Annotated in this window: 31 protein-coding genes; 15 read left to right on the top strand and 16 right to left on the bottom strand. The window is 55.8% G+C overall.

What is annotated here, in order from left to right:
- Nucleotides 1-14: 14 nt before the first annotated feature.
- The 7 genes from DXY38_RS04190 to DXY38_RS04160 all read left to right on the top strand — a co-directional run bounded on the left by DXY38_RS04190 (nt 15) and on the right by DXY38_RS04160 (nt 7750).
- Nucleotides 15-1028 carry a CNNM domain-containing protein gene (locus DXY38_RS04190; protein ID WP_115070598.1) on the top strand — a complete coding sequence of 338 codons (1014 nt, stop codon included), beginning with the start codon at nt 15-17 and terminating at the stop codon, nt 1026-1028.
- The gene (locus DXY38_RS04185; RefSeq protein ID WP_115070597.1) at nt 1025-2374 is read left to right on the top strand and encodes a GTP-binding protein; all 1350 of its coding nucleotides are present in this window, start codon (nt 1025-1027) and stop codon (nt 2372-2374) included. The genes DXY38_RS04190 and DXY38_RS04185 overlap by 4 nt, the downstream gene beginning before the upstream one ends.
- Complete coding sequence (locus tag DXY38_RS04180) at nt 2371-2949, top strand: nicotinate-nucleotide adenylyltransferase (protein ID WP_115070596.1); 579 nt, start codon at nt 2371-2373, stop codon at nt 2947-2949. Before DXY38_RS04185 ends, DXY38_RS04180 begins: the two co-directional genes overlap by 4 nt.
- Nucleotides 2950-2955: 6 nt before the next feature.
- Nucleotides 2956-4677 (top strand): NAD+ synthase, encoded by a 1722-nt coding sequence (locus tag DXY38_RS04175; protein ID WP_115070595.1) that lies wholly within the window; start codon nt 2956-2958, stop codon nt 4675-4677.
- Nucleotides 4678-4747: 70 nt separating this feature from the next.
- On the top strand, nt 4748-5887 hold the full coding sequence (gene ald, locus DXY38_RS04170; protein ID WP_006854311.1) for an alanine dehydrogenase: 1140 nt from the start codon (nt 4748-4750) through the stop codon (nt 5885-5887).
- Between the two features lie 108 nt (nt 5888-5995).
- A complete protein-coding gene (locus tag DXY38_RS04165; RefSeq protein WP_115070594.1) occupies nt 5996-7459 on the top strand; it encodes a SagB family peptide dehydrogenase in 1464 nt (487 codons plus the stop codon).
- 153 nt (nt 7460-7612) lie between these two features.
- Complete coding sequence (locus tag DXY38_RS04160; RefSeq protein ID WP_006854313.1) at nt 7613-7750, top strand: hypothetical protein; 138 nt, start codon at nt 7613-7615, stop codon at nt 7748-7750.
- 120 nt (nt 7751-7870) lie between these two features.
- Here DXY38_RS04160 and DXY38_RS04155 read toward each other — a convergent pair whose 3' ends face one another.
- The 15 genes from DXY38_RS04155 to DXY38_RS04085 all read right to left on the bottom strand — a co-directional run bounded on the left by DXY38_RS04155 (nt 7871) and on the right by DXY38_RS04085 (nt 17909).
- Entirely contained in the window at nt 7871-8056 is a 186-nt protein-coding gene (locus tag DXY38_RS04155) for a hypothetical protein (protein ID WP_115070593.1), read from the bottom strand.
- A 42-nt stretch (nt 8057-8098) separates the two neighbouring features.
- Nucleotides 8099-8536: a YchJ family protein gene (locus DXY38_RS04150; RefSeq protein ID WP_115070592.1), complete on the bottom strand. Its 438-nt coding sequence runs from the start codon at nt 8534-8536 to the stop codon at nt 8099-8101.
- Entirely contained in the window at nt 8536-9564 is a 1029-nt protein-coding gene (locus tag DXY38_RS04145; RefSeq protein ID WP_115070624.1) for a DUF3326 domain-containing protein, read from the bottom strand. The genes DXY38_RS04150 and DXY38_RS04145 overlap by 1 nt, the downstream gene beginning before the upstream one ends.
- A 38-nt stretch (nt 9565-9602) precedes the next feature.
- Nucleotides 9603-9770 carry a hypothetical protein gene (locus tag DXY38_RS04140; protein WP_244279002.1) on the bottom strand — a complete coding sequence of 56 codons (168 nt, stop codon included), beginning with the start codon at nt 9768-9770 and terminating at the stop codon, nt 9603-9605.
- A gap of 17 nt (nt 9771-9787) precedes the next feature.
- Complete coding sequence (locus DXY38_RS04135; RefSeq protein ID WP_038014577.1) at nt 9788-10129, bottom strand: 2Fe-2S iron-sulfur cluster-binding protein; 342 nt, start codon at nt 10127-10129, stop codon at nt 9788-9790.
- 46 nt (nt 10130-10175) lie between these two features.
- Complete coding sequence (locus DXY38_RS04130; protein ID WP_170952848.1) at nt 10176-10883, bottom strand: TIGR02466 family protein; 708 nt, start codon at nt 10881-10883, stop codon at nt 10176-10178.
- A 54-nt stretch (nt 10884-10937) separates the two neighbouring features.
- Nucleotides 10938-11891 carry a F0F1 ATP synthase subunit gamma gene (locus DXY38_RS04125; protein WP_006854320.1) on the bottom strand — a complete coding sequence of 318 codons (954 nt, stop codon included), beginning with the start codon at nt 11889-11891 and terminating at the stop codon, nt 10938-10940.
- A 10-nt stretch (nt 11892-11901) separates the two neighbouring features.
- On the bottom strand, nt 11902-13422 hold the full coding sequence (atpA, locus tag DXY38_RS04120) for a F0F1 ATP synthase subunit alpha (protein WP_006854321.1): 1521 nt from the start codon (nt 13420-13422) through the stop codon (nt 11902-11904).
- Nucleotides 13423-13481: 59 nt separating this feature from the next.
- The gene (atpH, locus tag DXY38_RS04115) at nt 13482-14030 is read right to left on the bottom strand and encodes an ATP synthase F1 subunit delta (protein WP_006854322.1); all 549 of its coding nucleotides are present in this window, start codon (nt 14028-14030) and stop codon (nt 13482-13484) included.
- On the bottom strand, nt 14030-14551 hold the full coding sequence (locus DXY38_RS04110) for a F0F1 ATP synthase subunit B (protein WP_006854323.1): 522 nt from the start codon (nt 14549-14551) through the stop codon (nt 14030-14032). Before DXY38_RS04110 ends, atpH begins: the two co-directional genes overlap by 1 nt.
- Nucleotides 14551-15015, bottom strand: a complete 465-nt coding sequence (locus tag DXY38_RS04105) for a F0F1 ATP synthase subunit B' (RefSeq protein ID WP_115070590.1) — start codon at nt 15013-15015, stop codon at nt 14551-14553. Before DXY38_RS04105 ends, DXY38_RS04110 begins: the two co-directional genes overlap by 1 nt.
- An 86-nt stretch (nt 15016-15101) precedes the next feature.
- A complete protein-coding gene (gene atpE, locus DXY38_RS04100; protein WP_006854325.1) occupies nt 15102-15347 on the bottom strand; it encodes an ATP synthase F0 subunit C in 246 nt (81 codons plus the stop codon).
- Nucleotides 15348-15515: 168 nt separating this feature from the next.
- Nucleotides 15516-16241: a F0F1 ATP synthase subunit A gene (gene atpB / locus DXY38_RS04095; protein ID WP_006854326.1), complete on the bottom strand. Its 726-nt coding sequence runs from the start codon at nt 16239-16241 to the stop codon at nt 15516-15518.
- A gap of 25 nt (nt 16242-16266) precedes the next feature.
- Nucleotides 16267-16602 carry an ATP synthase gene (locus DXY38_RS04090; protein WP_038014583.1) on the bottom strand — a complete coding sequence of 112 codons (336 nt, stop codon included), beginning with the start codon at nt 16600-16602 and terminating at the stop codon, nt 16267-16269.
- Between the two features lie 86 nt (nt 16603-16688).
- Nucleotides 16689-17909, bottom strand: a complete 1221-nt coding sequence (locus tag DXY38_RS04085; protein WP_115070589.1) for a trans-aconitate 2-methyltransferase — start codon at nt 17907-17909, stop codon at nt 16689-16691.
- 157 nt (nt 17910-18066) lie between these two features.
- Here DXY38_RS04085 and DXY38_RS04080 point away from each other — a divergent pair, with 157 nt between their 5' ends.
- From DXY38_RS04080 to DXY38_RS04050, 7 genes are all read left to right on the top strand, one after another.
- Entirely contained in the window at nt 18067-20973 is a 2907-nt protein-coding gene (locus DXY38_RS04080) for a phycobilisome rod-core linker polypeptide (RefSeq protein ID WP_170952847.1), read from the top strand.
- Between the two features lie 411 nt (nt 20974-21384).
- Complete coding sequence (locus tag DXY38_RS04075; protein WP_006854330.1) at nt 21385-21870, top strand: allophycocyanin subunit alpha; 486 nt, start codon at nt 21385-21387, stop codon at nt 21868-21870.
- Between the two features lie 40 nt (nt 21871-21910).
- Nucleotides 21911-22399, top strand: coding sequence for an allophycocyanin subunit beta (gene apcB, locus DXY38_RS04070; RefSeq protein WP_006854331.1), 489 nt, complete (start codon nt 21911-21913; stop codon nt 22397-22399).
- The gene (locus DXY38_RS04065; RefSeq protein ID WP_006854332.1) at nt 22399-22599 is read left to right on the top strand and encodes a phycobilisome linker polypeptide; all 201 of its coding nucleotides are present in this window, start codon (nt 22399-22401) and stop codon (nt 22597-22599) included. The genes apcB and DXY38_RS04065 overlap by 1 nt, the downstream gene beginning before the upstream one ends.
- A gap of 121 nt (nt 22600-22720) precedes the next feature.
- Nucleotides 22721-23971: an FtsW/RodA/SpoVE family cell cycle protein gene (locus DXY38_RS04060; RefSeq protein WP_115070587.1), complete on the top strand. Its 1251-nt coding sequence runs from the start codon at nt 22721-22723 to the stop codon at nt 23969-23971.
- A gap of 89 nt (nt 23972-24060) precedes the next feature.
- Nucleotides 24061-24729 carry a cytochrome c biogenesis CcdA family protein gene (locus DXY38_RS04055; RefSeq protein WP_170952851.1) on the top strand — a complete coding sequence of 223 codons (669 nt, stop codon included), beginning with the start codon at nt 24061-24063 and terminating at the stop codon, nt 24727-24729.
- A 4-nt stretch (nt 24730-24733) separates the two neighbouring features.
- Complete coding sequence (locus DXY38_RS04050; RefSeq protein ID WP_115070586.1) at nt 24734-26041, top strand: cytochrome c biogenesis protein ResB; 1308 nt, start codon at nt 24734-24736, stop codon at nt 26039-26041.
- Here the strand turns inward: DXY38_RS04050 and queF are convergent.
- Nucleotides 26013-26423, bottom strand: a complete 411-nt coding sequence (gene queF / locus DXY38_RS04045; RefSeq protein ID WP_115070585.1) for a preQ(1) synthase — start codon at nt 26421-26423, stop codon at nt 26013-26015. The two genes, DXY38_RS04050 and queF, sit on opposite strands and share 29 nt — an antisense overlap.
- A 150-nt stretch (nt 26424-26573) precedes the next feature.
- Here queF and DXY38_RS04040 point away from each other — a divergent pair, with 150 nt between their 5' ends.
- Nucleotides 26574-26801: a hypothetical protein gene (locus DXY38_RS04040; RefSeq protein ID WP_038014455.1), complete on the top strand. Its 228-nt coding sequence runs from the start codon at nt 26574-26576 to the stop codon at nt 26799-26801.
- The last annotated feature ends 10 nt before the right edge of the window (nt 26802-26811 follow it).

The raw sequence follows: 26811 nt of genomic DNA, 5'->3' as shown, positions 1-26811 counted from the left end.
CAAAGCATCCAGGCATGACTCACGACCTGCTGATCCTGATTCTGCTTGTGGTCGTGGTCCTCACAGGATCCGCCTTGTGTTCTGGCGTCGAAGCTGCTCTGCTCTCCGTGAACGCTGTTCGCGTTCTCGAACTCGCCGGTCGATCCAAGCCGGTGTCCGGTGCACGGAGATTGGCCCAGCTCCGTCAGCGACTCGGCCGGACCCTGTCGGTTCTGGTGATTGCAAACAACGGCTTCAATATTTTCGGCAGCTTGATGCTCGGTGGTTACGCCGCTTGGCTGTTCGAAGACATGGGCATCAGCTCCGTAGCTCTGCCCCTGTTCTCCATTGGTCTCACCGTGCTGGTGATTCTTTTGGGGGAGATCCTCCCCAAGGCGATCGGAACCCGCCTGGCGCTGCCTGTTTCACTCGCGAGTGCTCCGGTCTTGCACCTGCTTGGCGTTCTCATGCGTCCGCTCGTCCTTCTCCTGGAAAGACTGCTGCCGGCCTTAACCCAGGAAAGCGAACTCAACACAGACGAAGAGGAGATTCGACTGCTGGCCCGTATGGGGTCCCAAACCGGCCAAATCGAAGCGGATGAAGCCGCGATGATCGCCAAGGTGTTCCAACTCAACGACCTCACCGCGCGGGATTTGATGACACCAAGGGTTGCTGCTCCGAGCTTGGACGGAGCGAGCACACTGATGCAGCTGAGGTCCGCCCTGCTCGAAAACGAGGCGCAATGGTGGGTGGTCCTGGGTGATGCCGTTGACAAGGTTCTGGGTGTCGCAAGTCGAGACCGATTGCTGGCGGCACTCGTTCAAAATCAAGGTCAACTCACCCCAGCCGATCTGAGCGAGCCCGTCGAATTTGTGCCTGAAATGATTCGGGCCGATCGCCTGCTGACAGCCTTCCGTCGCGACAACAGCGGGGTTCGTGTTGTGGTGGATGAATTCGGAGGGTTTGTGGGCGTGATTGGTCCGGATGCGGTTCTGGCCGTGCTCGCTGGCTGGTGGCGCAAGTCAGCAGGAGCCAATGGGGCGTCATGACGACGTCCTCGCCTACATCCACCACAGAGCGCTGCCTTTCGCTGCTGCAAACCTGGCGATCTCAGCTCCAGCTCAACCGCCGGGAACAAACCGTCTTGGCTGGTTCGCTCAGGAGCTTGGACCGGCAACTGGAGCGCTTATCGACTCTGAAGCTGCGCGTCGCCGTATTCGGCCGCGTGGGAGTGGGAAAATCAAGCCTCGTCAATGCGCTGATCGGTCAAGACCTCCTGGCCACCGACGTCGCTCACGGCTGCACGAGACAACAACAAGCTCTGCCTTGGACGATCTCCATTCCTGGTCTCCACGCGATTGAACTCGTCGACACACCAGGAATCGATGAAGTTGCAGCGGAAGCGCGCGCGCGACTGGCAGCGCGGGTGGCCCTGCAGTCCGATCTTGTACTTCTCGTGTTGGATGCCGACATCAGCAGGGTTGAGCTCGATGCCTTGGAGACCTTAATCAGCAGTGGCAAGCCGGTGCTTCCCGTGCTGAACCGCAGTGATTGTTGCCCCCCAGAGCAACTCGACAGCCTCCGGGAAAGCATTAGCCAAAGGATCCGGGAGCGGTGTTACCGCAACCATCACGCAAGGATTCCTCAAGCGATTGCCGTTTCAGCCGCCCCTCGCAAAGCCTGCCAACGCTCGGATGGCCGGGTGCGCAGCGAGCGACAGCCAGCGATGGTGAAACCACTACGCACTGCTGTGATCAATCTGCTGAAAGAGCAAGGCCAAGCCCTCTTGGCCTTAAACGCCCTCCGCCAAGCAGAACGGCTCCAACAACAACTGGAATTAGGGCGACTGGAGCGCCGACGACAAGATGCGCAAGGCCTGATCGGCCGCTACGCAGCACTCAAGGCCACAGGGGTTGCGGCCAATCCTTTGGTGTTGCTCGATCTAGCCGGAGGCTTGGCCTGCGATACCGCTTTGGTGGTGCAGCTCTGCAAGCTCTATGACCTGCCGATGGGAGGCCCAGCAGCACGACGGCTAATGCAACGGCTATCAGGACATAACGCCATGTTGGGAGGCGTCCAACTGGGACTTCAGCTGGCGCTCTCTGGACTTCAACAGCTGTTGCTGATCGCCGCACCCTTTTCCGGAGGCTTGAGCCTGGGTCCAGCGGCCCCCGTCGCCGTCGCCCAGGCGGCTCTCGCTGTGCACACCACGCGCAGAACAGGTCGGCTCACAGCACGTTGGCTGGTCGATCAACGCGGTCGAGGCAGGAGGGACAATCCAGCACCGACGACCCTCATGCGGCGCCTGGTACGCAGCGATACCGGCATGCAACGTCTGCTTGCCGAGTGGCCACAGCCGCCCAATCGGCCCCGGCGTGACGGGCTCTTGCCATGACCGCAACCATCGCCCTGCTCGGCACGAGCGCCGATCCACCAACGCTCGGGCATCAGGCTCTCCTTGAAGGCCTTTTGAATCACTTTCAACGCGTCGCCACTTGGGCTAGCGACAACCCAATGAAACGCCACGATGCCTGCCTCGAGCTCCGCAGCGAGCTGCTCCAGGCCTTGGTGATGGCCATCGACAACCCACGGGTGAGCATCGACCAAACCCTCAGCAGCCCGTTCACCATCACCACGCTTGAACGGGCAGCACGTCGATGGCCCAATCACGAGCTCTGCTTTGTGGTGGGCAGTGATTTGGCTGCTCAGATCCCCCATTGGAGACAAAGCGAGCTTTGGCTCAAGCGCTGCCAGCTGGGGGTGGTGCCGCGGAAGGGTTGGCCGTTGAAGCCCGAACACCTCGAACGACTCCGCCAGCTCGGCGCCCAGATCACTGTGTTGCCCTTACAGATTCCTGAGACAGCCAGCTCAAGCATTCGCAAAACGAGCGCTGCGGATCAAATCCCAAAACCGCTTTGGCCCCTCCTCTTGCAGCACAATCTTTATGGACTCCAAGACGCTCCTTCCTGAATTGCCATGCGCATCGCCCTGGCCCAGACCAATCCTCTGGTGGGCGATCTGTCCGGGAACGCCAAACGGCTCCTAGACGCTTGTCTCAAAATCAGCCATCAGGCGCAGGGCACCGCTCCCGCCCTTGTGGTGAGCCCAGAGCTTTCCCTTTGGGGCTACCCACCCCGAGACCTGCTGCTAAGTCCAGAGCATCTCCAGCAGCAGAGCGAAGCCCTCAACCAGCTGCAACAGGGGCTTAGGGAGAAGCTGCCGCAAACGGCACTGCTGGTGGGGGTTGTGGAACCAGCCCCAGACCAGCAACATCCACGACTCTTCAATGCGGCAGCCCTTGTAGAGGCCAACGGTTGGCGCGTCGTCGCCCGCAAACAGCTCCTTCCCACCTACGACGTCTTTGATGAATCGCGTTATTTCAGACCTGCCAACCAACCCAGTGTTCTGAGTTTTGAATCGGAAGGGCAGACTTGGCGCCTGGGGCTCACCATCTGCGAAGACCTGTGGGTTGAGGATGCGCTTCAGGCACAACGCCTGGTGGGACCAGATCCGATTGCCAATCTCATCCCAAAGCAAGTGGATGTGTTGCTGAACCTCTCCGCGTCCCCCTTCGGAAGAACCAAAGCATCCATCCGACATCAGCTCAGCGCCCGCGCTGCCAACCGTCTTCATTGCCCAGTGATTTATGTGAACCAGGTGGGGGGCAACGACGAATTGGTGTTCGATGGCGGCAGTTTCGTGATGACAGCCAGCGGTGAGGTGGCGTTGCAACTTCCCACCTGCCAGGAAGCCATCGCCTGCTGGGACAGCAGTGAAAGGGGTTCTGATGCATCGGTAGGCACGTCGCCCCCCACGGAAAGCGCTGATCTTGAGCAACTGTTCCAAGCCCTTGTGCTCGGCGTGCGGGATTACGCCCAAAAATGCGGTTTTCAACGCGCCCTGCTGGGTCTCAGTGGCGGCATCGACTCAGCTCTTGTGGCGGTCATTGCAGCAGCGGCACTCAAAGCAGACCGCGTTCAGGCATTGCTCATGCCCTCTCCCTGGAGCTCTGTTGGGTCGATTGATGATGCAGAGGCGCTTGCAGAACGCCTGGGAATTTCCACGACAACCGTGCCCATTCAAACCTTGATGCAGGGGTTTGAAACCACCCTGACCCCCGCACTGGACCAAGCACCGTCGGGCGTCACGGCAGAAAACCTGCAGTCGCGCATTCGAGGCACTTTGCTAATGGCTGTTGCCAATCAGCAAGGACAGCTCCTGCTCTCGACGGGCAACAAATCAGAACTTGCCGTGGGGTATTGCACCCTTTACGGCGACATGAATGGAGGGCTCGCGGTGATCGGTGATCTCTACAAGTCCACGGTGTTTTCCCTCTGCCGCTGGTTAGACAGCTCTGATGCCATGGCCTGTCGCCAAGAACTTGGACTTCCAGAGCACAGCGACTTGATCGGACGAGAAATCCTGACCAAACCACCGAGTGCTGAGCTACGCCCTGACCAACAGGACAGTGACTCCCTTCCTGACTACGCAACGCTCGATCCGCTTCTGAATGATTTAATCGAGAAGCACAGCTCAGGCGCTCAATTGATCGCAGCTGGGCATGACCCGGCGGACGTGAAGCGGATTGAGCAACTCTTTCGGCGCGCGGAATTCAAACGCCGCCAAGCGCCTCCTGTTCTGAAAGTGAGCCGACAGGCCTTCGGGACCGGTTGGAGGCTCCCAATCGCCGCCCGCTGATTTCAAGACGCATAGACCAGTGGCCAATCCGGCTGAGCAGGGTCAGATTGAAGGATCGTCTTCGGCAGCCATGGCTCAATCCGTACTGACGGCTCCGATGGCCACCATCGGAGTCCCCACAGAGATCAAGGTTGATGAGCAACGCGTCGCGCTGACACCGGATGCCGTCAAAGAACTCGTCACCCATGGACTGGAGGTGCGGATCCAGAGCGGTGCCGGCTCCGGAGCAGGGATTGACGACGAGGCCTTCGCCGCAGCAGGCGCAGAGATCGTGGATCAAGAACAAGCCTGGGGTGCTCACTTGGTTGTCAAGGTGAAGGAACCACAGCCGGAAGAATTCCGCTTTTTGCGGAATGACATGGTGCTGTTCACCTACCTGCATTTAGCGGCTTACCCAGAGGTGGGAGAAGCTCTTCTCGCAGCTGGCACCACGGGGGTTGCCTACGAAACGGTGCAACTGGAAAACGGAACCCTGCCGCTGCTGGCGCCCATGAGCGAAATCGCTGGCAGGCTTGCCGCACAAGTGGGGGCTCGCTTGCTGGAGCGCCCCCAAGGAGGCCGAGGTGTGCTGATCGGAGGCTGCACTGGTGTGCAACCAGCCCGGGTGGTGGTCCTGGGTGCAGGCACGGTGGGTTGGAATGCAGCGCGTCTGGTGGCTGCCATGGATGCGGAAGTGATGCTTCTGGATCGCTCCCCGGAACGGTTACGCAGCCTGGAGGCCTATCGAAGCGGACGCCTGATGAGCGTGGTGAGCAGCCGCGGTCTGCTCGAGCGCTTAATCCCCACGGCTGATCTTCTGATTGGCGCCGTCTTAACCCCTGGAGGCAGGGCACCAACACTGGTCGATGAAGCGATGGTGAAAGGAATGAAGCCAGGCTCAGCGATCGTTGATGTGGCCATCGATCAAGGCGGATGCATCGCCACGAGCCGCGAAACAACGCACACCAACCCCACCGTGACCATTCACGGTGTGCAGCATTACGCCGTGGGCAACATGCCTGGCGCCGTGCCGTTCACCTCCACCGAAGCCCTGGTGAGCGTGACCTTGCCTTACATCGTTGGCATCGCAGGGCGCGGCCTGGAGGAAGCGGTCACGGAGCGACCTGAATTGCTATCTGGTCTCAATACGGTGCAGGGCTCCGTCTGCCATCCAGGCGTCGCCAAAGCCTTAGACGTACCACCTCGTCATCCCATGGCCTGCTTGCGTTGATCAAACCCAGAAACAGTTCAAAGCAAGCACAGAATAGGCCCAAAAAAATAACTTCAAACGCATATATTCCAGCAGTTCGCCTCAAACCAAGAGACAAAGGACACAGGCATGCCTAAATACTTATTTCGAGAAGGGGTAGACGTCAGCACAGATATTAACGACATTGTCATCACAACTCCCTATGCCACGCGATCAAATCCCCATCGCCAAACATTTCGCTTCCAAAACGCAAAAGAGCCCCTAAAAAAACTGCTCGCAGCACTTTCTAAAGAAGGAGTTAAAAGCAACCAATACTTAGAATTACCAGAAACAACAGAATCTGCCGCTACGCTTTTGGAGCTTGGACTGCAACTCAAAAACCTTTACGAGAAGGGCTTACTAATTCACGCAATCGATGGATACAACGGCAGGGCAATATGCCTGCTACCGATGAAACCAGGAATCAAACAACAACCCTGCCCAGACAACGAAAAGGCATTCAAACTTTCAAAATTTGCCAGCATTCACCCCTGCTTTGAAGGCCTTGATGTCACAACCCCCTTATCACCCGCAACGTTGCGACTACAAGACCATCGGCTCTATCCACTCATCCAGAAGCTCCTATCTCCCTGCACAACAGACATCATAAGGAACGTCCTCCCCGAAGATCTACGCATTCACCATCGAGAGCTTATTTCCCTCTTACTTTCATCTGGCGTGGCCGGAATCTGCAATGCAAATCACAACGCAGACATCGACCAAGAGGCCATCGAAGCTGGCTGGAACAGGCAAGACCTGAGCTTTCATCAACAGACGCGGCGCCATATTGTTGACTTTAAATCACAAGAGTCTCTGCCAAAGCCAATCGACAGGAAGGCCCCACCAGCAAAGCACCAAAGGATCATCCTCAGCACAGTCTCACTACCAAAACCATCGATCAACAATCAAAAGACAAATTTTTACCAGGTCATTCAACAAAGGCAATCGATTCGTGCCTACGACTCCAATCCTGTCAGCGCTGAAGCTTTAGGCAATCTGCTCTGGTATTCGATGCACACCCGAGAAGAGATTCTCTGCGACCCAGCCCTACCTCGATCCTATGAAGGCTTACTAAGACCTGTCGCCAGCGCTGGAGGCCTTCACTCCATTGAGCTCTATCTATGCATTCATCAATGCATCGGCATCAGCCCAGGCTTTTATCATTACGACTCTTTTGACCACTCACTCGGAAAGATCAGCGACCTCAACAGACCATGCGAAAGCATGCTTGAAATGGCAGTCAATACAACCTGCCGAGCACCTCAGGCTTCCTCAATATCACCTGGCTATGGACAAAGGCCCGACATCCTCATCGTGATGGCCACGCGCTATGAAAGAAATGCAAGCCTTCATTCTGAAACCGGGCTGGCCTATGCCCTCATTCTTAAAGATGCAGGGTCGCTCTACCAGCAGCTTTATCTTGTTGCCACAGCTCTTCAGCTCGCCCCCTGCGGGTTGAGCTTTGGAAGCAGTGAATTGTTCGAACAAGCTTCCGGCATCTCCAGCAAGGCCGAATGTTCCGTAGGTGAATTCATGATTGGCAATCCCAGGTAAGCCATCAAAACAAGGCCCCCATCTCCCCCTGGCTCAAGAATGACCAAAGAGCAAGACGGAAGAAAACCAGGAAGGGGAAACAGGAGCCTGGGGATCCAATCTCAGCAGAGCACGTAACAACCTGTTACGATTGATGAAATTGCGTTAATCCTGATGAATGACTCCAAATTCGGTTTCTCATCCTTTGCAGAGCAGTGGAACGGAAGACTGGCAATGATGGGCTTTGTAATTGGCTTAGGAACAGAGCTACTCACCGGACAAGGCATCCTTTCCCAAATTGGTCTCGGCTGAAACAGCTAGATCGATTAGACAATCGAACACTGACGAAAAGAGCTGGAATTATCCAGCTCTTTTTTTATGGAAAGGCAACAGCTGTCGGCATTCCTTGCAGTCAACCAAGGGTCCTTGCGATCATCGACAGATCAAGATCGGTGCATAAGGTCGTCCGTACCAAATGGACCACCAGCGAGTGGCACGAGCTTCCGCAGCTCGCCGAGCCTCCACCGCCATCCGGTATTGGTGTTCCCTCTCTTCCCGCAGCTTGCGTTCACGGAATGCCTGCTGGCGATCATCGTTAGCCGCGCCTTCTCTCTCCATCAGAGCTCTAGCAGCTGATTTAAACCAAACCGACTCAACCCCCTACAGAGGCTTGATATAAAGCCAATGGCCTTTTGGATCCCCATCCTTGCGCTGAAAGAGCGACGTTTCAGTCATCACATTGCGTTGCCCCCCGGCTCCAAATGTTGCCTCAAATGTCACTGTGCCCTCAAGATCATCCACACCGCCAGCCTCCACGGCCTTGATCTGCAGTCCTAACCAACGCGCTTCGCGACAATTCTTCCGCAACTCTTTTCGGCGTTGAAGCCAAGGCGTCGCAGCATCGGGATGCGTTGCGATCAAATAATCCACTTCTGCAAACGCGAAAGCCGAATAACGCGAACGCATCAACTGTTCAGCAGTCGCAGCCCATTGCTCCCCGAGATGCAGAGGTTGGCAACATCGTTCGTAGCTCATTCCGCTCAAGCAAGGGCATGGCTCTCTACTTTTTGATGATCCAAAGCCAGCAGCTCTTGCCATTACGCCAACTCCTTCAAAGCAGGTAAGGGTCGCATCAAGGCGGATAAGGCCACACCTTCGCGTAAGGCCAGCACCATGCCAGCCGCTTCTGCATAAGAGCGTGCTTGCAACACCTCATGTCCCAGGCCAAGCGCCGTTGACGTGACTTGCAACACGGACGGATTGGCCACACTGATCACAGGAACCCTGCGCTCAAGACACGCCAACACGGCTTCTCCACCCAGAGCCCCCTCTGGAGCAACCAACACTCCCAAATCATCAGCCACAAGATCCTGTGAATGAGCAGCTGCACGCTGGAGCAAATCTGGTGCCTGACTTAAACCCACCAACACGCATGCCAAAAAGGTGTAACCCAACTCTTCGCCTGCAGCACGAGGATCCAGCTGCTCATCCAGCGGCAACGCCGATAAAGCCGGTGCATGCGCACAAGGAATCTGCAGGTGCCGCACCAGTAGATGACTGATCACGGCTTCGGCACCTGCAAGGGCATCCACGCCGCTGCCATGGCGGTAGGCCTGCAATGCCTCACTTCCCTGGTCGTCGGGGAAGCGGGCAACCACCGCAATCGCCGTTGCTCCATGGGCTCTTAAGCGTTCCCCCGCGCGCAATAAGGAATCCGGGCGCTCAAGGGTGCCCCAACTTGCACCGCTCTGGCCCAATCGCATATGCACCCCTAACGGCACATCACTCAAAACCACAGGGCCGATCTCAATGCCCAGCGTTGCCCTGCAACCATCGGCCACTTGAAGGTGACGTTGACGCAGCTCCGGTTCGATACCAGCATCCAAAAGCAAACCAATCCGCTGCTGACGAACAGGCCGTAGAGCCCAATCGCCGACGGCAAAGCGATCGAGGCCATACCCCTCTACATAGCTAATGCGAGGGTCTTTCCAGTACAAGGACGCCCCATTCATCACGTTGGGGTGGGTGATCAAACAGCCGGAGGCCGAAGCGAGAAGCCTTGCACTGGGAAGCGCATCACCCGCATAGCCGCCGATCGCACATCCAATCCCCGTCGGCACCACCATCAATGTGGGCAGGGGAGATCCCAAAGACAGCCCCTCCCTCACTCGATCAACACCGCTTCAATCTGCAAGACAGCACTGTCTTCCTGCGTTGAATGATCAACAGCGGTAATCGCCCAACGCAAGGGATCACCATGAGCACGTAATTGATCTTTCACCCAAGCGCTCAAATCCGCTGCCTTGCGATCTTTGGGCCAAGGCACCGTCATCGTTTTCGACGTCAACCTCATTTTTGGTACTGACCAAACTGAGCCTCATAGAGCGCATCCTCCTGACCCGCCAACAGCTGAAGATCAGAACAAGGGAAGGCAACACAAAGCAAGGTAAATCCTTCTGCGCGTAGGTCCTCCTTGACACCCATCGCATCAGATTGTTCCACCGAACCGCTTTTTAAACGGGCGGCACACGTGGTGCAAACGCCTGAGCAGCATGAACTCGGAAGCATGACTCCTGCTTCTTCCGCCGCCGCCAACACCGTTTGATCAGATCGACAGGAAAAGCTGTGTTCAACAGCATCCACTTCGATGCTGACGTTGTAAGTGGCAACAGCACTGGCTTGATCGCTCATCCTGAAAGAAAAGCCTTGGTCATTCATCTTCTCAGGGCACCAGGCGTCATGACGACAAATCCGAGCAGGGACTCCAATGAGAAGGATGGGGGGCAAGGTATTCAGGTGGGTTGCCCTGCTCAGGAGCCGTGAGCACAAAGTCGAAACTGATCGAGCAGCGCAGCGACTCAGGATCGCCATTGGGCAACACGCTGTGATCAAGCCTGGAAGGGAACAGCACTAGCAGGCCAACCTCCGGAGCCAAGTCCCAGCTGTCTCCATTGAAAGGATGATCAATCGCAATCGGCCCTGCATGGCCAGCGGACAGTCCTGGCACGAGTTCATTGCTTTGCAATGGCGAATGAACACGAAGCACACCCTCCTCACCTGAGCCAGCCCCCGTGAGATACAACACGGCGCTGAGGTGGGCATTTGGATGGTGATGGCGGCCAACCAGCTGATCCCAATCGCTCAGCACAGGCCAGCAGCGCTGAAGATGCAAAGCCACCTGGCTGCAATCAAACCCAACCGCCGCCAGATAACGCTCGGCCTGGGCTGACACCTGTTGAACCAACGGAGCAAATTCAACTTGACGATGCAATTGCCAAACACCGTTGATATCACCTGTCCAAGCGCACCCCTCACTCGGGTTGCCAACGGCCTCACCCCTAAGCGCTATCAGCGTCTGCAAATGCCCAGCAAGGTCGAGTGGATCGATCGCCAACTTTGTTGTGGCGACAACCGTTGGGAAAAGCTGGTGAAGGGTCAAAGTCATCACCCCATTAAAAAAGCCGACCCAAAGGCCGGCTCAATCATGGTGAACAGAAATTTAGGCGCCTGCTGCTGCAGAGCCACCCACCACTTCCAGAATTTCCTGGGTAATGGCTGCCTGACGTGCCTTGTTGTAGTCAAGAGTCAGGGTCTTAGCCAACTCCTTGGCATTGTCACTGGCATTGTTCATTGCCGTCATTCGGCTTGCCAGCTCGGATGCTGCTGATTCCTGCAGGGAACGTAAGAGTTGATTTTGTAGATACAAAGGCAACAACGCATTCAACAGTTGGTCAGGACTTTGCTCGAAGACGATGTCAGAAGGCAAAGGAGGCTGTGAATTATCAGGAGCACTTCCTGTTTCAACAGACAAGCGACCTTCTTTTGTTGTAAGCCTGAAGATTTCATCTTCGGCCTCAGCAATCCCTTGGGGATCAAGAGGCAGAAGCGTTTGCACTACTGGCTTACAGCTCACCAAGTTGATGAACTTGGTGAAAATAATCTCAACTCGATCTGATGCTTGAGAAAGAAACTCAGCAAAGATTTCGCTAGCAATAGACCCAGCTTCATCAGCAGTAGGTACTTGCTCCAAGCCCGTAAACGTAGCTTGAATGGGATAACTACGGTTGGTGAAATAACTGATTGCTTTGCGTCCAATCAACACAAGAGTCACCTTGTAACCCTGGCTCTGAAGCTCAGCGAAACGCTTTTCAGTGCGCTTGATGATGTTGGAGTTGTAACCACCGCAAAGACCACGATCGCCAGTAACGGCCATCAAGGTGATGGTTTCAACAGGACGCTGTTCCAGCAAGGGAGCATCAGCATCTTCAAAACGCATCCGCGCTTGGAGGTTTTCAAGCAAACGTGCGAGCCGATCAGCAAACGGACGACTGCGCAGGACTTGCTCTTGGGCTCGACGAACTTTGGCCGCAGCCACGAGGCGCATGGCCTCGGTGATCTTGCGGGTGTTCTTGACCGATTTAATCCGGTCCCGGATCTCTTTGAGATTTGCCATGGCTTAGCCCTCAGTTGGCGGAGGCCAGCATGGTGGACACAACTTCAGCAATCGCCTCTTTGAGCGTGGTTTCAGCTTCAGGGCTCAAGACCTTCTCCGTTTGGATTTTGCTGATGAACTCTGGCTTATTGCTCTTGAGATACTCACGCAGTTCACGGGAGAACTGAACAACCTCTTCAACGGGCACATCATCAATCAGGCCCTTAACACCTGCATAAACAATCGCCACCTGCTCAGCCAAGATCAGTGGGCTGAACTGCGACTGCTTGAGAAGCTCACGAAGACGTTTGCCTCGGCTGAGCTGCTGCTGTGTAGCGGCATCAAGATCGGAAGCAAACTGAGAGAAAGCCGCCAGTTCATCAAACTGAGCCAATTCAAGCTTCAGTGTGCCGGCAATCTTTTTGATCGCCTTGGTCTGAGCTGCACCGCCAACACGACTCACCGAGATACCAACGTTGATCGCTGGACGAAGGCCGGAGTTAAACAAGTCAGAACTGAGGAAGACCTGACCGTCCGTGATCGAAATCACGTTTGTAGGGATATAAGCAGAAACGTCACCAGCCTGGGTCTCAATGATCGGCAGGGCGGTCATGGAACCTTTGCCCATGGCATCAGAAAGCTTGGCAGCGCGCTCAAGCAAACGGCTGTGGCAATAGAAGACGTCACCGGGGTAAGCCTCACGACCGGGTGGACGACGCAATAGCAATGACATCTGGCGATAAGCCTGGGCTTGCTTGGTCAGATCGTCATAGATCACCAAAGTGGCCTTGCCTTTGTACATGAAGTACTCAGCAATCGAGGCTCCGGTGTAGGGGGCCAAGTACTGAAGAGCGGCAGGTTCGGATGCGTTAGCTGCCACCACGACGGTGTAATCAAGTGCGCCGCGCTCGCGAAGCACCTCCGTGACCTGTGCAACAGAAGCGGCTTTCTGTCCGATCGCCACGTAGACGCAAACCACATCCTGATCCGCTTGGTTCAGGATCGTGTCAATACAAATAGCTGTCTTACCGGTCTGACGGTCACCAATGATCAGCTCTCGCTGACCACGGCCAATGGGAATCATGGCGTCAATGGCCGTGATGCCCGTCTGCATTGGCTCATGGACAGACTTACGCTGAATAATTCCCGGGGCAGGAGACTCAATCAGCCGGGATTCAGTGGTGGCGAGGTCACCCTTGCCGTCAATCGCCACGCCGAGTGGATTCACCACGCGGCCAAGCATGGCGTCACCGACGGGGACAGAAGCAATCTTGCCCGTTGCTCGGACGGTGCTTCCCTCCTGAATGCCAAGGCCCTCGGCCATCAGCACAACGCCGACGTTGTCATCTTCGAGGTTGAGGGCAATCCCTTCTGTGCCGTCTTCGAACTCAACCAGCTCTCCAGCCATCACCTGCTGCAGGCCATAAACGCGGGCGATTCCATCGCCTACTTGCAGGACTGAGCCGACGTTGCTGACCGATACGGACTTGTCATAGTCCTCGATCTGCTGCTTGAGAATGGCGCTGATCTCGTCGGGTCTGATGGAAACCATGGCGGGAAAACCCAGGGGCGGGTGGTGAGTGGAAGGGCGAGATGAAGGTGTGGCTTAGCTCAGCTCGCCTTAGCGAGTGCAAGACCAAGGCGACGAACCTGACCGGAGAGGCTGGCATCGATCACCTGAGAACCGAGGTTGACGACAAAGCCACCAATCAATGAAGGATCGACCTTGAGATCGATTTCAACAGCATTGGTTCCAGCCATTGACTGGACTTTGGCGGTCAATGAGGCCTGCTGCTCTTCTGAAAGAGGCTGAGCAGCTCGAACATGCGCTAAAGCGATATTCCGAGACTCTCTATAGAGCTCGAGATAACGAAGAAGCACTGCCTCCAGAGCCGGAAGACGTTGGCGATCTGCCAAAACCTTGAGCAAGTTCAACAGCGAAGGTGCGACTTGTTCTGAAAGAAGGCTGGTTAGAGCTTTCTTCTTGGCATCAGGCTCAAGAACAGGAGATGTCATCGCATCACGAAGAGGCTCTGAAGACTCCCAAGCAGCGAGGAGGTCCTTGCACTGAGAGGCAACTTCTTCAGATTCCTGACGAACGTCAGTGACCTGAAGCAGGGCATCTGCGTAAGGGGTTGCAAGAGAATTTAAAAGAGGCATCAGACGTCCTCCAAATTAGAAATTGAAGAGTCGATCAGCTTGGCTTGAGCTTTGCTGTCGAGGCGATTAGGCAGTTCAGTCAAGGCCTTATCAATAGCGGAAAGAGCCGCTTCTCTACGGAGTTGTTCCGTAAGACGAGCACCCTCTGCAGTGAGATCGGCTAAGGCATCTTGCTTGAGAGCAGCCATGGCCTGAATCGTTTTCTTCTCACCATCAGCACGAATCGCTTCAGCACGAGCCTTGCCGTCTTGACGGATTCTTTCAGCCTTTTGCTGGGCCGCCGATAGCTCTTCTTGAGCTTTCGACAGTTCAACCGTGGCCGTCTTCAAACGCTTTTCAGCATCTTGAAGATCTTTGAGAATGGCCTCGCGTCTGCGCTCGAGCATCCCCCCCAGAAATCCCTTCAGGAACCAATACAAAACACCGATCACAATGACCAGGTTGATCAGATTGGTTTCAAAGAGATTGAGGTTGATTCCGAATCCACCCTCAGAAGCGATCAAAGGAAATAGGACAGTCATCAGGCAGCTAGCAGTCGTTCAATGATCTGGGAGCTGAGTTGATCAACCTGAGCCATCAACTTTGACTGAGCAGATTCACGTTGAGACTCAATTTCTTTACGAGCTTGTTCTCGGGTGCGATTCGCTTCAGTTTCCGCCGTAGCTAGTGCCTCGCGGTAGAGAGCATCAACTTCCGTTTCTGCTTCAACAATGGCTGACTGCGCAGCCTGTCTAGCGCCTCGAAGTTGATCTTGAAGGTCGGCCTCGAGACGACAAACTTGCTCAAGCTTTTGCTTGGCGTCAGCACGACTCGTATTGATATATCCCTCACGATCTTCCACGACCTTGCCAACCGGCCGGAAGAACAGAGAATTGAGCAGAAAGGTTAGGAGAACCACCTGAAGAGCCATTAAAGGCAAGGTGGCATCGAGGTCAAAGAGACCTCCCTCCGGAACCGCCGCTTCAGCGAACAGAAGCCAGGTCATGGAAGAGGTGAGCTGGAGAGGAGCGAGAAATTGCGTACAGAATTATGCGGGGAGCGACATCACGTGGGGCGCTCCCCAACTCTGCATCAAGCGAATGGGTTGGCGAACAGAAGAACCAGGGCCACCACAAGGCCGTAGATCGTCAGAGACTCCATGAATGCCAGTGAGAGCAGCAGGGTGCCGCGGATCTTGCCCTCAGCTTCAGGCTGACGAGCAATGCCTTCAACAGCACCTTGGGAAGCGCTGCCCTGACCGATACCAGGGCCGATGGCAGCCAGACCTACGGCCAGACCAGCAGCAACGACGGAGGCTGCAGAAGTGATGGAATCCATGTTGAGTGCGTTTGGGGGCGCGCCGGAAGGCGCTGAGAGTTATGAAGTGGGAGTTAGATCACCCTGCGCAGGGACACCGTCACTAAGGAAAGTGGGCCCGAATGTTGATGGTCGGACCTGCGCGCAGGATTTTCTAGCAGACGAGCCTTCGAAAAGGCCATGAATCAACTAGTGCGCTTCGTGTAGACCTTCGCCGATGTAGAAGGCCGCAAGAGTCGCAAAAATAAGAGCCTGAATAGCACTGGTGAAGAGGCCAAGCAACATCACCGGAAGGGGAACAATCAGGGGCACAAGATAAACAAGCACACCTACCGCTAATTCATCAGCAAGGATGTTTCCGAAAAGACGGAAAGAAAGAGATAGAGGCTTGGTAAATTCCTCGATAATTTTGAACGGGAGCATGATGGGGGTCGGCTCCACGTAAAGCTCGAAGAATCTCCAACCCTTCTTGCTCAAACCAGCGTAGAAATAAGCCAGTGTCACAAGCAGAGCCATCGCCACCGTGGTGTTGATGTCTGCGGTTGGAGCTCCAAGTTCTCCTTCAGGGAGTTCGATCACCTTCCAAGGGATCAGTGCACCACCCCAATTACTGACAAAAATGAACAGGAACAGGGTGCCAATAAAGGGGAGCCATTCGCGGTAATACTTCTCTCCGATCTGATCACGAGAGAGATCACGAATGTAATCCCACAAGAACTCAAGAAGGTTCTGCGCACCTTTTGGATCGCGACTAAGATTTTTAGTACCTACAAGCACAAAGGCGAGCAGGGCACCGATCAAAATCCAGGAGCTGAGGAAAATCTGGCCGTGCAGATTGAGGTTACCGATCTGCCAATACAGATGGTGACCAACCTCCAGTTCGGCGAACGGCAGTGTGAAAGGCAGCAAAGCCATGAATGCAGAAGAGGGAAGCGCGAGATCAGCCGTCGAAAACGGTCTGAAGAATCAAGGCGGGCTTGTAAAGGAGAAAACCTACAAATGCAGGTAAGAGGTCGAGCTGGGGAAATCGAGCTGCTGAAACGATGAGAACAATCGGAACAACGAGCTGAAAACGACCAACTTGACGGGAACCTCCACCGAGCCGGGCCACGCTGCGGGCGAGTAGACGCAAGTAAAAAAGACCAGCGACAGCTCCAACAAGCAGGCTTCTGGCTACAAAAAGATCGAAGTAAAACGCTGCGAACAAAATCGCAACGACAGACACGATCACTGTGGCCAGCATCAGACGGACTTGAAGCCGAGCGAAAGACTCCATTCCATTTTCAGCTGAGGTGTTCACCGCAGCTGAATCTGAGGAGGGCAAGGCTTGCAAATTGCGCCTGAGAAAGCGGGCGGAATCTATCACGTGATTCCGCTGAGTAACGCATCGTTGGCCTCGAGCAAAAGCAATTTTTTGCTCATGAGGCCTCTGGCTAAAGAAGCAGTTGTTGGGTCTCCACTCAGGATTCCTAGGGGAACGTCAGGGTTTTCATCCACTAAACGGAGCAGGCTCAATTCCTCATCTGAAATGGAGATGGGTTCGAGATCTGGGCCCAACATGCTTTTGGAAGGCCACCCCCACAGACATGACTGGCGTCGACCAGACGCTTGGAGCAGCGTTTTGTCGTTGGGCCAACGCCAAGGCTGTATGGGTTGTGCGCTCACAAAAAACTCAAAGTGGCTGATGTCGGGGTCGAGCTGCTCGACCAGTGCCCATTGATCCGCTGGCGATAGCGCTTGAGCACGGGATAGCAATTCACCCTTGAGCAATCGAGCGGGGTCCCAGACAGAAGGATTGGAGAAGCCAGCGAAATAAAGCCCCGACGCCTTGATTAAGGCCATCAGCCTCCCGAGGTCGTAGCTGGTTTCCTGAGGGTGCAAATACATATCGGCAAAGTTGGCGTCAGCTTGGGTATCAAGCGCCCAACGTTGGTCGTGGGTGCGGCGCAAGCGATTGGTCTCAGGCAAGTCTGAGAACAACTCACGCCCCAACCTCAATCCGTCCGAACCCGTCCCAGCGTCCAAAAGCTCCAGAGCTTTCTGCGTGCGATGAATCTCCCAACGGCCAGCGTCGGCATATAGAAATAGATGCAAAATTCCCTGAGGAGCCAGTCGCTGTCCCAGTGCTTTCAATCCAGCCAGCGGGTCGCGCAGGTGATGCAAAACCCCTACGGAGTTGATGTAATCAAAAACACCTTCATCTTGAAGATCCAAAAGGCTGCGCTGCTCTTGTCGTAGAGATCGGACCTGTTCAGCACCTCCAGAACGGCGCAAGCGCTCCCGCGCCACATCGAGTGCTCCCGCACTGATATCCACGGCCAAAATCTCTGCGCCCGGATTGAGGTGACAGAGGTAGTCCGTACTGACTCCTGTGCCACACCCCGCATCAAGGATGCGAATCACCCCCTCTTTGGAATCCTGAGCTTTGAGCCCTCCCTTCACCGCAGCGAGCACGCTGTCGTGGCACCAGCGCCAGTTGTATCCAGGAGGCGGGCCGTCTTGAAGGGGGTCTGCTGGATAGGGGAAGCGGTCATAAAAGTCGCTCACCACAGGGGTCGCCACATCCGAGGGAGGAGTGTTCATAAAGCCACCAGTTCTGGAAGTAGACGCTCAAGCGAGCATTTCACGGGACATTGCCCTTACAGCCGAAACCTCATCCGAGCTGCAAACATTTGTTCATGGCTGCCCAGAAGCTCGAGAGATGGGCCGTAACCTGACGCAATCCGGCTTGCTCTCGTTCATGACAGTGACCGCTAGTAGCGGCAGCCCAAGGGTTTCCCCTCAGCTGTACGACACCCTGCCGCTCTCCAGTGTCCGTCAGGCTGAGCAACAAGACCGCTTCCCAGACGGTGGTGAGCTCGACACCCTGATCACTTTTTTCCGAAGTGGAAATGATCGGCTTGACGCAGCCCGACTCTTAGCGAGCAACGCGGAGTCCATCGTGGCCCGTGCCGCCAATCGAATTTTTGTAGGCGGAACCCCTCTCTCGTTTCTGGAAGAACCTCTAAGCACTGGAGAGGTGGCAGCCACGGACGCCACTCCTTTGGCCGCTGATCAGGTTGCATTCCAAGACTCGGTTCGCACCTTTACGGGCACTGAATCCGGCAATACCAGCGGTAATTTCATCAGCAGACTGCTTCAGGGCAGCGACGACGGCGATGTACGCGTCGTTTTACCAACGGGCTTTACCGCCATCAGCGTGGCGAAATATGGCCCAGGAAATATGCGCAAATCGGTGCGCGACCTGGGTTGGTTCCTTCGCTACGTCGGCTACGCCTTAGTAGCGGGAGACCCCAGCATTCTCGCGGTCAATACAAGAGGGTTGAGAGACGTGCTCGAAAAGGGCTGCTCTCTCGTCGCAACAAACGTGGCACTGCAAGAAATGCGTGCTGCTGCTGCGGCCCTTTTGAGAGAGCGCCCTGAAGCACGCCGACTCGCGATCGAATGCTTTGACGTTTTGCTCAAAGAGCTTGCTATCGCTACGCCTTCGACGCGCCAGAAGCTCGGAAGCGCTGTTCGACAAGGGCTGCAACTCCCTGCCATCTATGCCTTAGCAGCTGAAACGGCTCAGCGCTTTGAAATGCGGCCTGGACTGTCTGGAGCTGAAAAAGCAGAGGTGGTTCGTGCCGCCTATCGGCAGGTGTTTGAACGTGACATCGCCAAGGGCTACTCACAAACACCCTGTGCAGTGGAAGCCAGCCAGCTCGTCCAAGGCAAACTTTCCATGCGCGAATTTATTCGTGCGCTCGGAAAGAGCAAGGAATACAGAACTCAGTTTTACGGTCCCTTCGTCAACAGCAGGGTCGTCGAGCTGGCTTACAGGCATTTCCTTGGACGAGGGATCAGTTCTCTCGAAGAGTTCCGAAAGGCCTTCTCGATCGTCAGCAATCAAGGCCTCAACGGTCTTATCGACGTTCTGATTAATGGTGCGGAGTATGCCCAAACCTTCGGAGAGGAAACCGTTCCTTACCTGCGTGATCTTGGGGAAGAGGCCCAGGAAAGTGCTGGCTGGGGTTCCAATCGCCGCTTGTTCCGATTCAGCGCTCCCTTCGAATCTGCGCCGCAATACGTCACCCTCTATGCGTCGTACCGCCAACCCCTAGGAGACCAGCACGTCTATGGCGGCGGCAATGATCCGATTGGCAATCAATACGGAGCCATTTTCCCGTCTGCCACGGCATCTGTTTCCACACGCCCAGCACCTTTCGGATACGACACCCGTCGTCTGCTTGTGAGCAATGGGCTTGCCCAGCCTGGGCAAATGGATAGTCCCCAGTTCCGCGGCAGCCGACCACGCAGGCTTGGGCCCAAGGTTGTCCGCTTACAACAGATCGCCACTGGGGGCAATTCCGTGCCCCGTCGAGGCGGACAACCCAGCATCCGTGGAACAGAATCCAGCACTCAGGCTGTCATTAAAGCCGTCTACGTGCAGGTTCTCGGAAACACCGGATATTCCGGAGAGAGGGTTGAAAGCGCCGAAAACAGACTCGAAAATGGCGATATCAACTTGCGTGAGTTCATTCGCCAAGTTGCCTGCTCTAACCCCTTCCGACGTCGCTATTGGGACGGCCTCTACATCACGAAGGCCATCGAAGTGATGCATCGCCGCTTACTTGGTCGTCCCACCTTTGGTCGCTGGGAAATTGATGCGCTGTTTGACACCGCAGCTCGCAAAGGCTTCTACGGCGTTGTTGATGGCCTGATTAGCAGCAAAGAGTTTTCCGACTGCTTCGGAGATGACACGGTTCCCTATGAACGGTTCATTACTCCGAAAGACCTGACTGTGAGGCGCGCTCCTGGGCTTTGCCGAGAAGTGAAGGTTGAAAAACTGACTGATACAACCTTGCGCCAGCGGCCTGATCCCATTCGAAACAACAAGTTCCTTGGGACTGCAGACCTCACGACACGCAACCTGAAGCCAGTGGGATCGATCCCTTCCCTTTGGAGTGCCAACGTCAGCAACGCAACGCCTTCAGCGCAGTGGACCAACCTGATGCGTTCCCGTGGGGCACAAAGCACCTCAGGAACATCCCCGTTTGCATCACCAATCAGTCGAACGATTGGCAGCTCTACCCCCAACACATCGGAAGCTCGTCTGCGGGCAGCCTTAGCCACTGGCGAGCCCGACGGATATCGCTTCCGTGGAGGATTGCCAGCACCGGCCATGCTGCGAAGACCCGCTGATGAAAGCGAGCTGCGCCAAGTCATCGATGCCACTTACCAGCAACTTCTCAATAGGGTTCCACTCGAAAATCAACGGATGGTCGTCGCCGAGTCCAAACTGCGCGATGGTCAGATCGACCTTGATGAATTCGTTGAAGCCGTTGCCCTCGGAGAGGACTTCCAAGAGCGTTTGTACTGCATGGCACCCCTGCGAGCAGCCACCGCTGCGTCGTTGGCCCTTCTCGGACGAGCCTCAACGCCATCTGAAACGAGTCGATTCCTGAGAATCAGATTTGAATCAGGTCAGCCAGCAGCCGTCAGTGAAGTCTTGGCCCAGAGGAGTGAATCCAAGGAGCCATCAAGCGTTCCGAGTCTCGATGGAATGAACACCCAACCGGGTGTTCCTCAGGAGACAATCACCCGCACTGCATCTCTTTACCGAGGCCCAGCGGGCATGTCGCCGCCACCACGAAAAGCCCTTTAATGTTATTTATTGCTTAAAACAGCCCTGAAAACAACAAACAAAGCCGGGATTAAATCTCCGGCTTTTTTATTGCCTTGTTATCATAAAAACAACGCAAAAGCCCTTTAGCGGCACGAGGTTTTCGCTTTCTGATCAAGCAATGAAGATCTGTTACCGATGTCAATTCAGACGGGCAGATTGCACGAAAATATCCTTGGCAGAGACCGGTTCCGCTTCACGAAGTCGACCCAGCCTTGGCCTCGAAACGTCAACAGATACAACATCTGCGGGCCTTTCGACTCGGATCTTACGATCCAACCCCCTTGCGGCCCTTAAGCTGCTCCACGATCTCCTCGGAGATCTCCCCCCACACCCATCACTCACCGGATATCGGTCTCCTACGGGCGGCCGCTTGTTTCGAGGTAGAACTGCATGAGCATCGTCTCCAACTCGATCATCAACGCGGATGCCGAAGCCCGCTATCTAAGCCCTGGCGAACTGGACCAAATCAAGTCCTTCGTCAGTGGTGGCCAGCGTCGCCTGCGTGTTGCCCAGGTTCTCAGCGAGAGCAGGGAGCGCATCGTCAAAACAGCAGGCGGCCAGCTTTTCCAAAAGCGTCCTGATGTCATCTCTCCAGGCGGTAACGCCTACGGAGAAGAGATGACCGCAACCTGTTTGCGGGACATGGATTACTACCTTCGCCTTGTCACCTACGGCGTCGTGGCAGGCGATGTCACTCCGATCGAAGAGATTGGCGTCATTGGTGCCCGCGAGCTGTATCGCTCCCTTGGCACTCCTCTCGAAGCCATGGCTGAGTCCGTGCGCGAAATGAAGTCAGTCGCCATGGGCATCCTCACCGGCTCAGACGCCGAAGAGGCTGGTTTTTACTTCGATTACGTGATTGGCTCCCTCGCCTAAATCAACGAAACCATCTCTCTCCACGTCATTCCTCTGATCCATGCAAGACGCGATTACCAACGTCATCAACAAGTCGGACGTTCAGGGCCTGTATCTGGACACCACGTCCATGACCAGCCTCGAGTCGTATTTCGCCAGCGGCGAACTGCGTGTCAAGGCTGCCGCCACCATTAGCGCTAACGCCTCTTCGATCATCAAAGATGCGGTTGCCAAGGCCTTGCTGTACTCGGACATCACACGTCCAGGCGGCAACATGTACACCACCCGTCGCTATGCAGCTTGCATTCGCGACCTGGATTACTACTTGCGCTATTCCACCTACGCGATGCTCGCTGGTGACACCTCCATCCTTGATGAGCGTGTCCTGAACGGTCTTAAGGAGACCTACAACTCCTTGGGAGTGCCGATCGGCGCAACCGTCCAAGCCATCCAAGCTATGAAGGAAGTCACGGCTTCCCTGGTCGGCCCTGATGCCGGCAAGGAGATGGGTGTCTACTTCGACTACATCTGTTCTGGTCTCGGCAACTGATGCGTCTCTTCAAGGTCACAGCCTGCATCCCCTCACCTGAGAAGGTCCGTTCACAGCGTGAGCTGCAAAACACCTTCTTCACCAAGTGGGTGCCCTACGAGAGCTGGTTCGCTGAACAACAGCGAATCCAGAAGCAAGGTGGCCGCATCATCAAAGTTGAACTTTGTACCGGTGGCCGTCAGGTCAACGTTGGTAACTAACCACCAACGCGTTTCATTGCATCACTCCAACCCGGCCTTGGCCGGGTTTTTTGTTGTCTTGGCTTGGCAAAACGTTCAGAGGGCGGCTCAATAGGAGCTGGACTCTTCATCTCTTCATCTCTTGAGCGACACCAGCGTGACCTCCAGAAGGAGCCGACCCACGCGGAAGGGGACTGGGGCTTTGAAAGGCCCTAAGGACTCCACTTCTAATCCGCGTGGATTCTGGCAACAGTTGTTGCCTCTCGATTGGTCGCTTTGGCCAACAGAGGCGAGGCTCCTCCTGAGTCTGACTGCCATCTGGTGCATTGCTGGATTATTAGTACTGGCATCCGCCAGCTGGTGGGTAGCCGCTCGCGAGCAAGGAGAGGGGGCTTATTACCTCAAACGCCAACTGGTCTGGATGGTGGCTAGCTGGAGCCTGATGGCCTTCGTCGCTTCCACAACGCTGAGACGTTGGCTCAAGATCGCCGGTCCTGGCCTATGGATCGGCTGCCTGATGGTGGCAGCCACATTGGTGATGGGCACCACGGTGAATGGGGCCAGTCGCTGGCTAGTGATCGGTCCCATCCAGGTCCAGCCGTCAGAGTTGGTGAAACCATTCGTCGTTCTTCAAGCTGCCAATCTCTTCGCCCATTGGAAGCGAAGCGCACTCGATCAAAAACTGCTCTGGCTAGCAAGCTTCGCCACCCTCGTTCTGCTGATTCTTAAACAGCCGAATCTGAGTACCGCAGCACTGATCGGTCTGTTGATCTGGTTGATGGCGTTTTCAGCGGGGCTTCCCTTGCTTCAGCTGTTTGGAACCGCACTAGCTGGAGGCATGCTCGGAATCAGCAGCATCCTGATTAACGAATACCAGCGCATCAGGGTGATCTCGTTTCTCAATCCTTGGAACGACCCCCAAGGCGATGGTTATCAACTCATTCAGAGCCTGTTGGCGATTGGTTCAGGAGGCATTTTTGGCCAGGGATTCGGCCTTTCAACCCAGAAACTGCAATACCTGCCAATCCAAAGCACAGATTTCATCTTCGCTGTCTACGCCGAAGAGTTCGGTTTCGTGGGCTCTGTGATGTTGCTGGTGTTTCTGATGCTGATGGGTTTCTTGGGGCTTCGTGTTGCCTTGCGTTGCCGAAGCAATCAGGCAAGGCTGACAGCCATTGGCTGTTCGACCCTTCTGGTTGGACAATCACTGATGAACATTGCCGTGGCCTCCGGTGCCATGCCCACAACAGGCCTCCCCCTCCCACTGGTCAGCTACGGAGGCAATTCATTGCTCTCGAGCATGGTGATTATTGGCCTGTTGATCCGCTGCTCACTCGAATCCACGGGCTTGATCGGTGGTCGCAGCCTCCGAGAGCAACAGCGTCGTGGATAAGGTGATCTTGAATTGATCCCGGCCTCACCGGTACAACCATTTTCTCATTCGAGCTGGCACTGTCCGACCTTGCCCGCAGCAGCGAGCAACTGCTCAGCCATGCGCTGCAGCAGCCTGGTCCTATCACTGTGGCTCTTGTCTTTGCAGGAGGAGCTTTAACAAGCCTGGGGCCCTGTTCCCTGTCGTTGCTGCCAATCACACTCGCCTACTTAGCAGGCTTTGATAGCCAGCAGAAACCTTGGCAACGCAGCCTGTCCTTTTGCGCTGGCATCGTTGGCGCCCTGGTCGTGCTGGGAAGCCTGAGTGGTTTGCTCGGCCGCATTTACGGTCAAGTTCCCGGTTTGATCCCAACCCTTGTTGCGGCGTTGGCAGTGGTGATGGGACTCAATCTGCTCGGAGTGGTTCGAATTCCCCTTCCAGCCGGGCCGGACCCGATGCGTTGGACCAGCAGGGTGCCCGCTCCGCTTGCCCCGGTGGCAGCCGGGTTGGCATTTGGGCTTGCTGCTTCACCCTGCACAACCCCCGTACTCGCCGTCCTGCTCGGTTGGATTGCCAGCACGGGACGCCCCCTTCTCGGCGTGCTGATGCTGACAAGCTTTGGGATAGGTCAAGTGCTGCCTCTCCTGCTTGCGGGCAACTTGGCAGCCTCCCTGCCGCGCTTGCTGGCGTTACGTCCCATCGGCCGGTGGGTTCCACCGATCAGTGGCGTGATCCTTCTTGCCACAGGCACTCTCACCTTGTTAGCGAGATTGACCTGATCCGATGCCTGCACTTCGCCGACTCTTCGCGCTGCTCTCCGATCTTCGTTTGGCGATCCTGCTCCTTCTGCTCATTGCAGGAGCCAGTGCCCTTGGGACCATTCTTCCGCAGAACGAAGCGCCTGATTTGTATCTCGAGCGTTTCAATGCGGACCCATGGCTCGGATTGATCAACGGCGAGCAGATGTTGCAACTGCAGCTGGACAGCATCTATTCCAGCGTGTGGTTTTTAAGCCTTTTGGCTTGGCTGGGGTTGGCCTTGATCCTCTGCAGCTGGCGTCGTCAATGGCCAGCGCTGCTCGCCACCATGCGTTGGATTGACTATCGCCAACCCAGGCAGCTGAGCAAGTTGGCACTGGCCGAATCAATTCGCTGTTCCAACGGTGCATCGGCCCTAGACGCGCTGAGTTCCCACCTGCAGCAGCAAGGCTGGGCGGTCCAGAGGCATGAGGATCGCCTTGCGGCGCGGCGCGGCGTGATTGGGAAGGTAGGGCCCCTGTTGGTTCACACCGGCTTGGTCCTGCTGCTTATCGGGGCTGCATGGGGAGCACTGGCTGGAAATCGCTTGGAACGCTTCCTTGCCCCTGGCCGAGCTCTCGATCTTCTAGACCCGTCTGGAAACAACAGGCTCTCGCTCACCCTCGAGCGCTTCGCGATTGAGCGTGATCCAGCAGGACGCACCGAACAATTTCGCTCAACGCTGAGGCTCGATCCGCCAGGAGGCCCCTCAGAGCAGCGCATGATCAGCGTGAATCATCCACTCCGCTATCGAGGGATGACGGTCTATCAAGCGGATTGGTCGCTGGCTGCGATCACCGTGCAAATCGGTAAGAGCCCTGAATTGCAATTACCTCTTCGGAGTTTTCCCGAACTCGGTGAACAAATTTGGGGTCTGGTGCTTCCCACACGGCCGGATGGATCTGAGCCAGTGCTGATGAGCACAAGCAGCGAACAAGGCCCTGTTCAGGTGTTCGATGCCGACGGATCGCTGCTCGGCAACCTGCGACCTGGCGGAGCATCCACTGAAATCAAAGGATTGCCCCTGAGGGTGGCCGACATCATGCCCGCCAGCGGACTGCTCCTTAAGCGTGACCCTGGCGTCCCACTGGTTTATGCAGGCTTTGCGATCACACTGCTTGGCGGAGGACTCAGCTTGATCGCAACCCGACAACTCTGGGCCGTGCTTGACCCAGAAACCTTGCAGCCATCCCAGAGAAAGCTGCACATCGGCGGACTATGCAATCGCAATCTCGCTGGCTTCGCGGCTGAATTACCAGTCCTGATCAGCAGGGTTGACGGCTCCCATGACTGACCCTCACAACCGTGTGAACGTTGCCACGAGGGTTGAAATCAGCTTCTAGCTCCATCCATACAGGGGCACAGGCCGCGACGAGATCATCAAGAATTTTGTTCGCCACCTCTTCATGAGAGATCGAAGTGTTGCGGTAATGATTGACGTACAACTTGATCGCTTTCAGCTCGACCACCCGAGGTCCAGGCTGATAAATCAAGCGCAACACCGCGAAATCCGGGTAACCCGAAAACGGGCAGAGGCAGGTAAATTCCGGCAATTCGATCGACACCTCATAGGGGCGCCCAGGCCTTGGGTTGTCGAAACAGATCAACTCGGCATCTGCAATAGCCCTTTCGCCATACAGCGGAGTTTTGGTGAGCTCAGTGCCGGGGTTGCTCATCAAACGAATACGGAAATCTTCAGCGCTCGACCTTAAAGCCAGCCATCCACAACCGCTGCGTGGACCTCTGTGCTGGTTGATTTGGTATCAACGCGTACAACCCGTAGGCCGAAATGCAGGCCTAATGGTTACCAGATGGATGTGTATGCGATGGATCTCAGACTGATTAGCGAAGGACAGGCCTTCCGACTCCAGCCTGAGAGTGTCCACGGCATGCTCTGGTTACAAACGCATTTTGAAAAGTCCCATTGGGAGCTTCTGGCTGAGGGCCTTGCCACGCTGAGCCCAGCCAATGTCGATGAGCTGATTGAGGACGCTTCGAACGCCGGATTGAACCTTTCTCCTCTTCCGGCCCTGTCATCTCAGCTCAATTCCTGACACACTCGAA

This window comes from Synechococcus sp. UW179B (assembly GCF_900474245.1).
Classification (GTDB): domain Bacteria; phylum Cyanobacteriota; class Cyanobacteriia; order PCC-6307; family Cyanobiaceae; genus Synechococcus_C.
Note: the sequence above shows the minus strand (reverse complement) of the source record. Positions and strands in the feature narration are given on the sequence as shown.

Excerpts from the sequence above, each read along its gene's own strand:
- DXY38_RS04190 (WP_115070598.1), top strand. The coding sequence starts at position 15 with ATGACTCACGACCTGCTGATCCTGATTCTGCTTGTGGTCGTGGTCCTC.
- DXY38_RS04185 (WP_115070597.1), top strand. The coding sequence starts at position 1,025 with ATGACGACGTCCTCGCCTACATCCACCACAGAGCGCTGCCTTTCGCTG.
- DXY38_RS04180 (WP_115070596.1), top strand. The coding sequence starts at position 2,371 with ATGACCGCAACCATCGCCCTGCTCGGCACGAGCGCCGATCCACCAACG.
- DXY38_RS04175 (WP_115070595.1), top strand. The coding sequence starts at position 2,956 with ATGCGCATCGCCCTGGCCCAGACCAATCCTCTGGTGGGCGATCTGTCC.
- ald (WP_006854311.1), top strand. The coding sequence starts at position 4,748 with ATGGCTCAATCCGTACTGACGGCTCCGATGGCCACCATCGGAGTCCCC.
- DXY38_RS04165 (WP_115070594.1), top strand. The coding sequence starts at position 5,996 with ATGCCTAAATACTTATTTCGAGAAGGGGTAGACGTCAGCACAGATATT.
- DXY38_RS04160 (WP_006854313.1), top strand. The coding sequence starts at position 7,613 with ATGAATGACTCCAAATTCGGTTTCTCATCCTTTGCAGAGCAGTGGAAC.
- DXY38_RS04155 (WP_115070593.1), bottom strand. The coding sequence starts at position 8,056 with ATGGAGAGAGAAGGCGCGGCTAACGATGATCGCCAGCAGGCATTCCGT.
- DXY38_RS04150 (WP_115070592.1), bottom strand. The coding sequence starts at position 8,536 with ATGGCAAGAGCTGCTGGCTTTGGATCATCAAAAAGTAGAGAGCCATGC.
- DXY38_RS04145 (WP_115070624.1), bottom strand. The coding sequence starts at position 9,564 with ATGGTGGTGCCGACGGGGATTGGATGTGCGATCGGCGGCTATGCGGGT.
- DXY38_RS04140 (WP_244279002.1), bottom strand. The coding sequence starts at position 9,770 with ATGACGGTGCCTTGGCCCAAAGATCGCAAGGCAGCGGATTTGAGCGCT.
- DXY38_RS04135 (WP_038014577.1), bottom strand. The coding sequence starts at position 10,129 with ATGAGCGATCAAGCCAGTGCTGTTGCCACTTACAACGTCAGCATCGAA.
- DXY38_RS04130 (WP_170952848.1), bottom strand. The coding sequence starts at position 10,883 with ATGACTTTGACCCTTCACCAGCTTTTCCCAACGGTTGTCGCCACAACA.
- DXY38_RS04125 (WP_006854320.1), bottom strand. The coding sequence starts at position 11,891 with ATGGCAAATCTCAAAGAGATCCGGGACCGGATTAAATCGGTCAAGAAC.
- atpA (WP_006854321.1), bottom strand. The coding sequence starts at position 13,422 with ATGGTTTCCATCAGACCCGACGAGATCAGCGCCATTCTCAAGCAGCAG.
- atpH (WP_006854322.1), bottom strand. The coding sequence starts at position 14,030 with ATGCCTCTTTTAAATTCTCTTGCAACCCCTTACGCAGATGCCCTGCTT.
- DXY38_RS04110 (WP_006854323.1), bottom strand. The coding sequence starts at position 14,551 with ATGACTGTCCTATTTCCTTTGATCGCTTCTGAGGGTGGATTCGGAATC.
- DXY38_RS04105 (WP_115070590.1), bottom strand. The coding sequence starts at position 15,015 with ATGACCTGGCTTCTGTTCGCTGAAGCGGCGGTTCCGGAGGGAGGTCTC.
- atpE (WP_006854325.1), bottom strand. The coding sequence starts at position 15,347 with ATGGATTCCATCACTTCTGCAGCCTCCGTCGTTGCTGCTGGTCTGGCC.
- atpB (WP_006854326.1), bottom strand. The coding sequence starts at position 16,241 with ATGGCTTTGCTGCCTTTCACACTGCCGTTCGCCGAACTGGAGGTTGGT.
- DXY38_RS04090 (WP_038014583.1), bottom strand. The coding sequence starts at position 16,602 with ATGGAGTCTTTCGCTCGGCTTCAAGTCCGTCTGATGCTGGCCACAGTG.
- DXY38_RS04085 (WP_115070589.1), bottom strand. The coding sequence starts at position 17,909 with ATGAACACTCCTCCCTCGGATGTGGCGACCCCTGTGGTGAGCGACTTT.
- DXY38_RS04080 (WP_170952847.1), top strand. The coding sequence starts at position 18,067 with ATGACAGTGACCGCTAGTAGCGGCAGCCCAAGGGTTTCCCCTCAGCTG.
- DXY38_RS04075 (WP_006854330.1), top strand. The coding sequence starts at position 21,385 with ATGAGCATCGTCTCCAACTCGATCATCAACGCGGATGCCGAAGCCCGC.
- apcB (WP_006854331.1), top strand. The coding sequence starts at position 21,911 with ATGCAAGACGCGATTACCAACGTCATCAACAAGTCGGACGTTCAGGGC.
- DXY38_RS04065 (WP_006854332.1), top strand. The coding sequence starts at position 22,399 with ATGCGTCTCTTCAAGGTCACAGCCTGCATCCCCTCACCTGAGAAGGTC.
- DXY38_RS04050 (WP_115070586.1), top strand. The coding sequence starts at position 24,734 with ATGCCTGCACTTCGCCGACTCTTCGCGCTGCTCTCCGATCTTCGTTTG.
- queF (WP_115070585.1), bottom strand. The coding sequence starts at position 26,423 with ATGAGCAACCCCGGCACTGAGCTCACCAAAACTCCGCTGTATGGCGAA.
- DXY38_RS04040 (WP_038014455.1), top strand. The coding sequence starts at position 26,574 with ATGGATCTCAGACTGATTAGCGAAGGACAGGCCTTCCGACTCCAGCCT.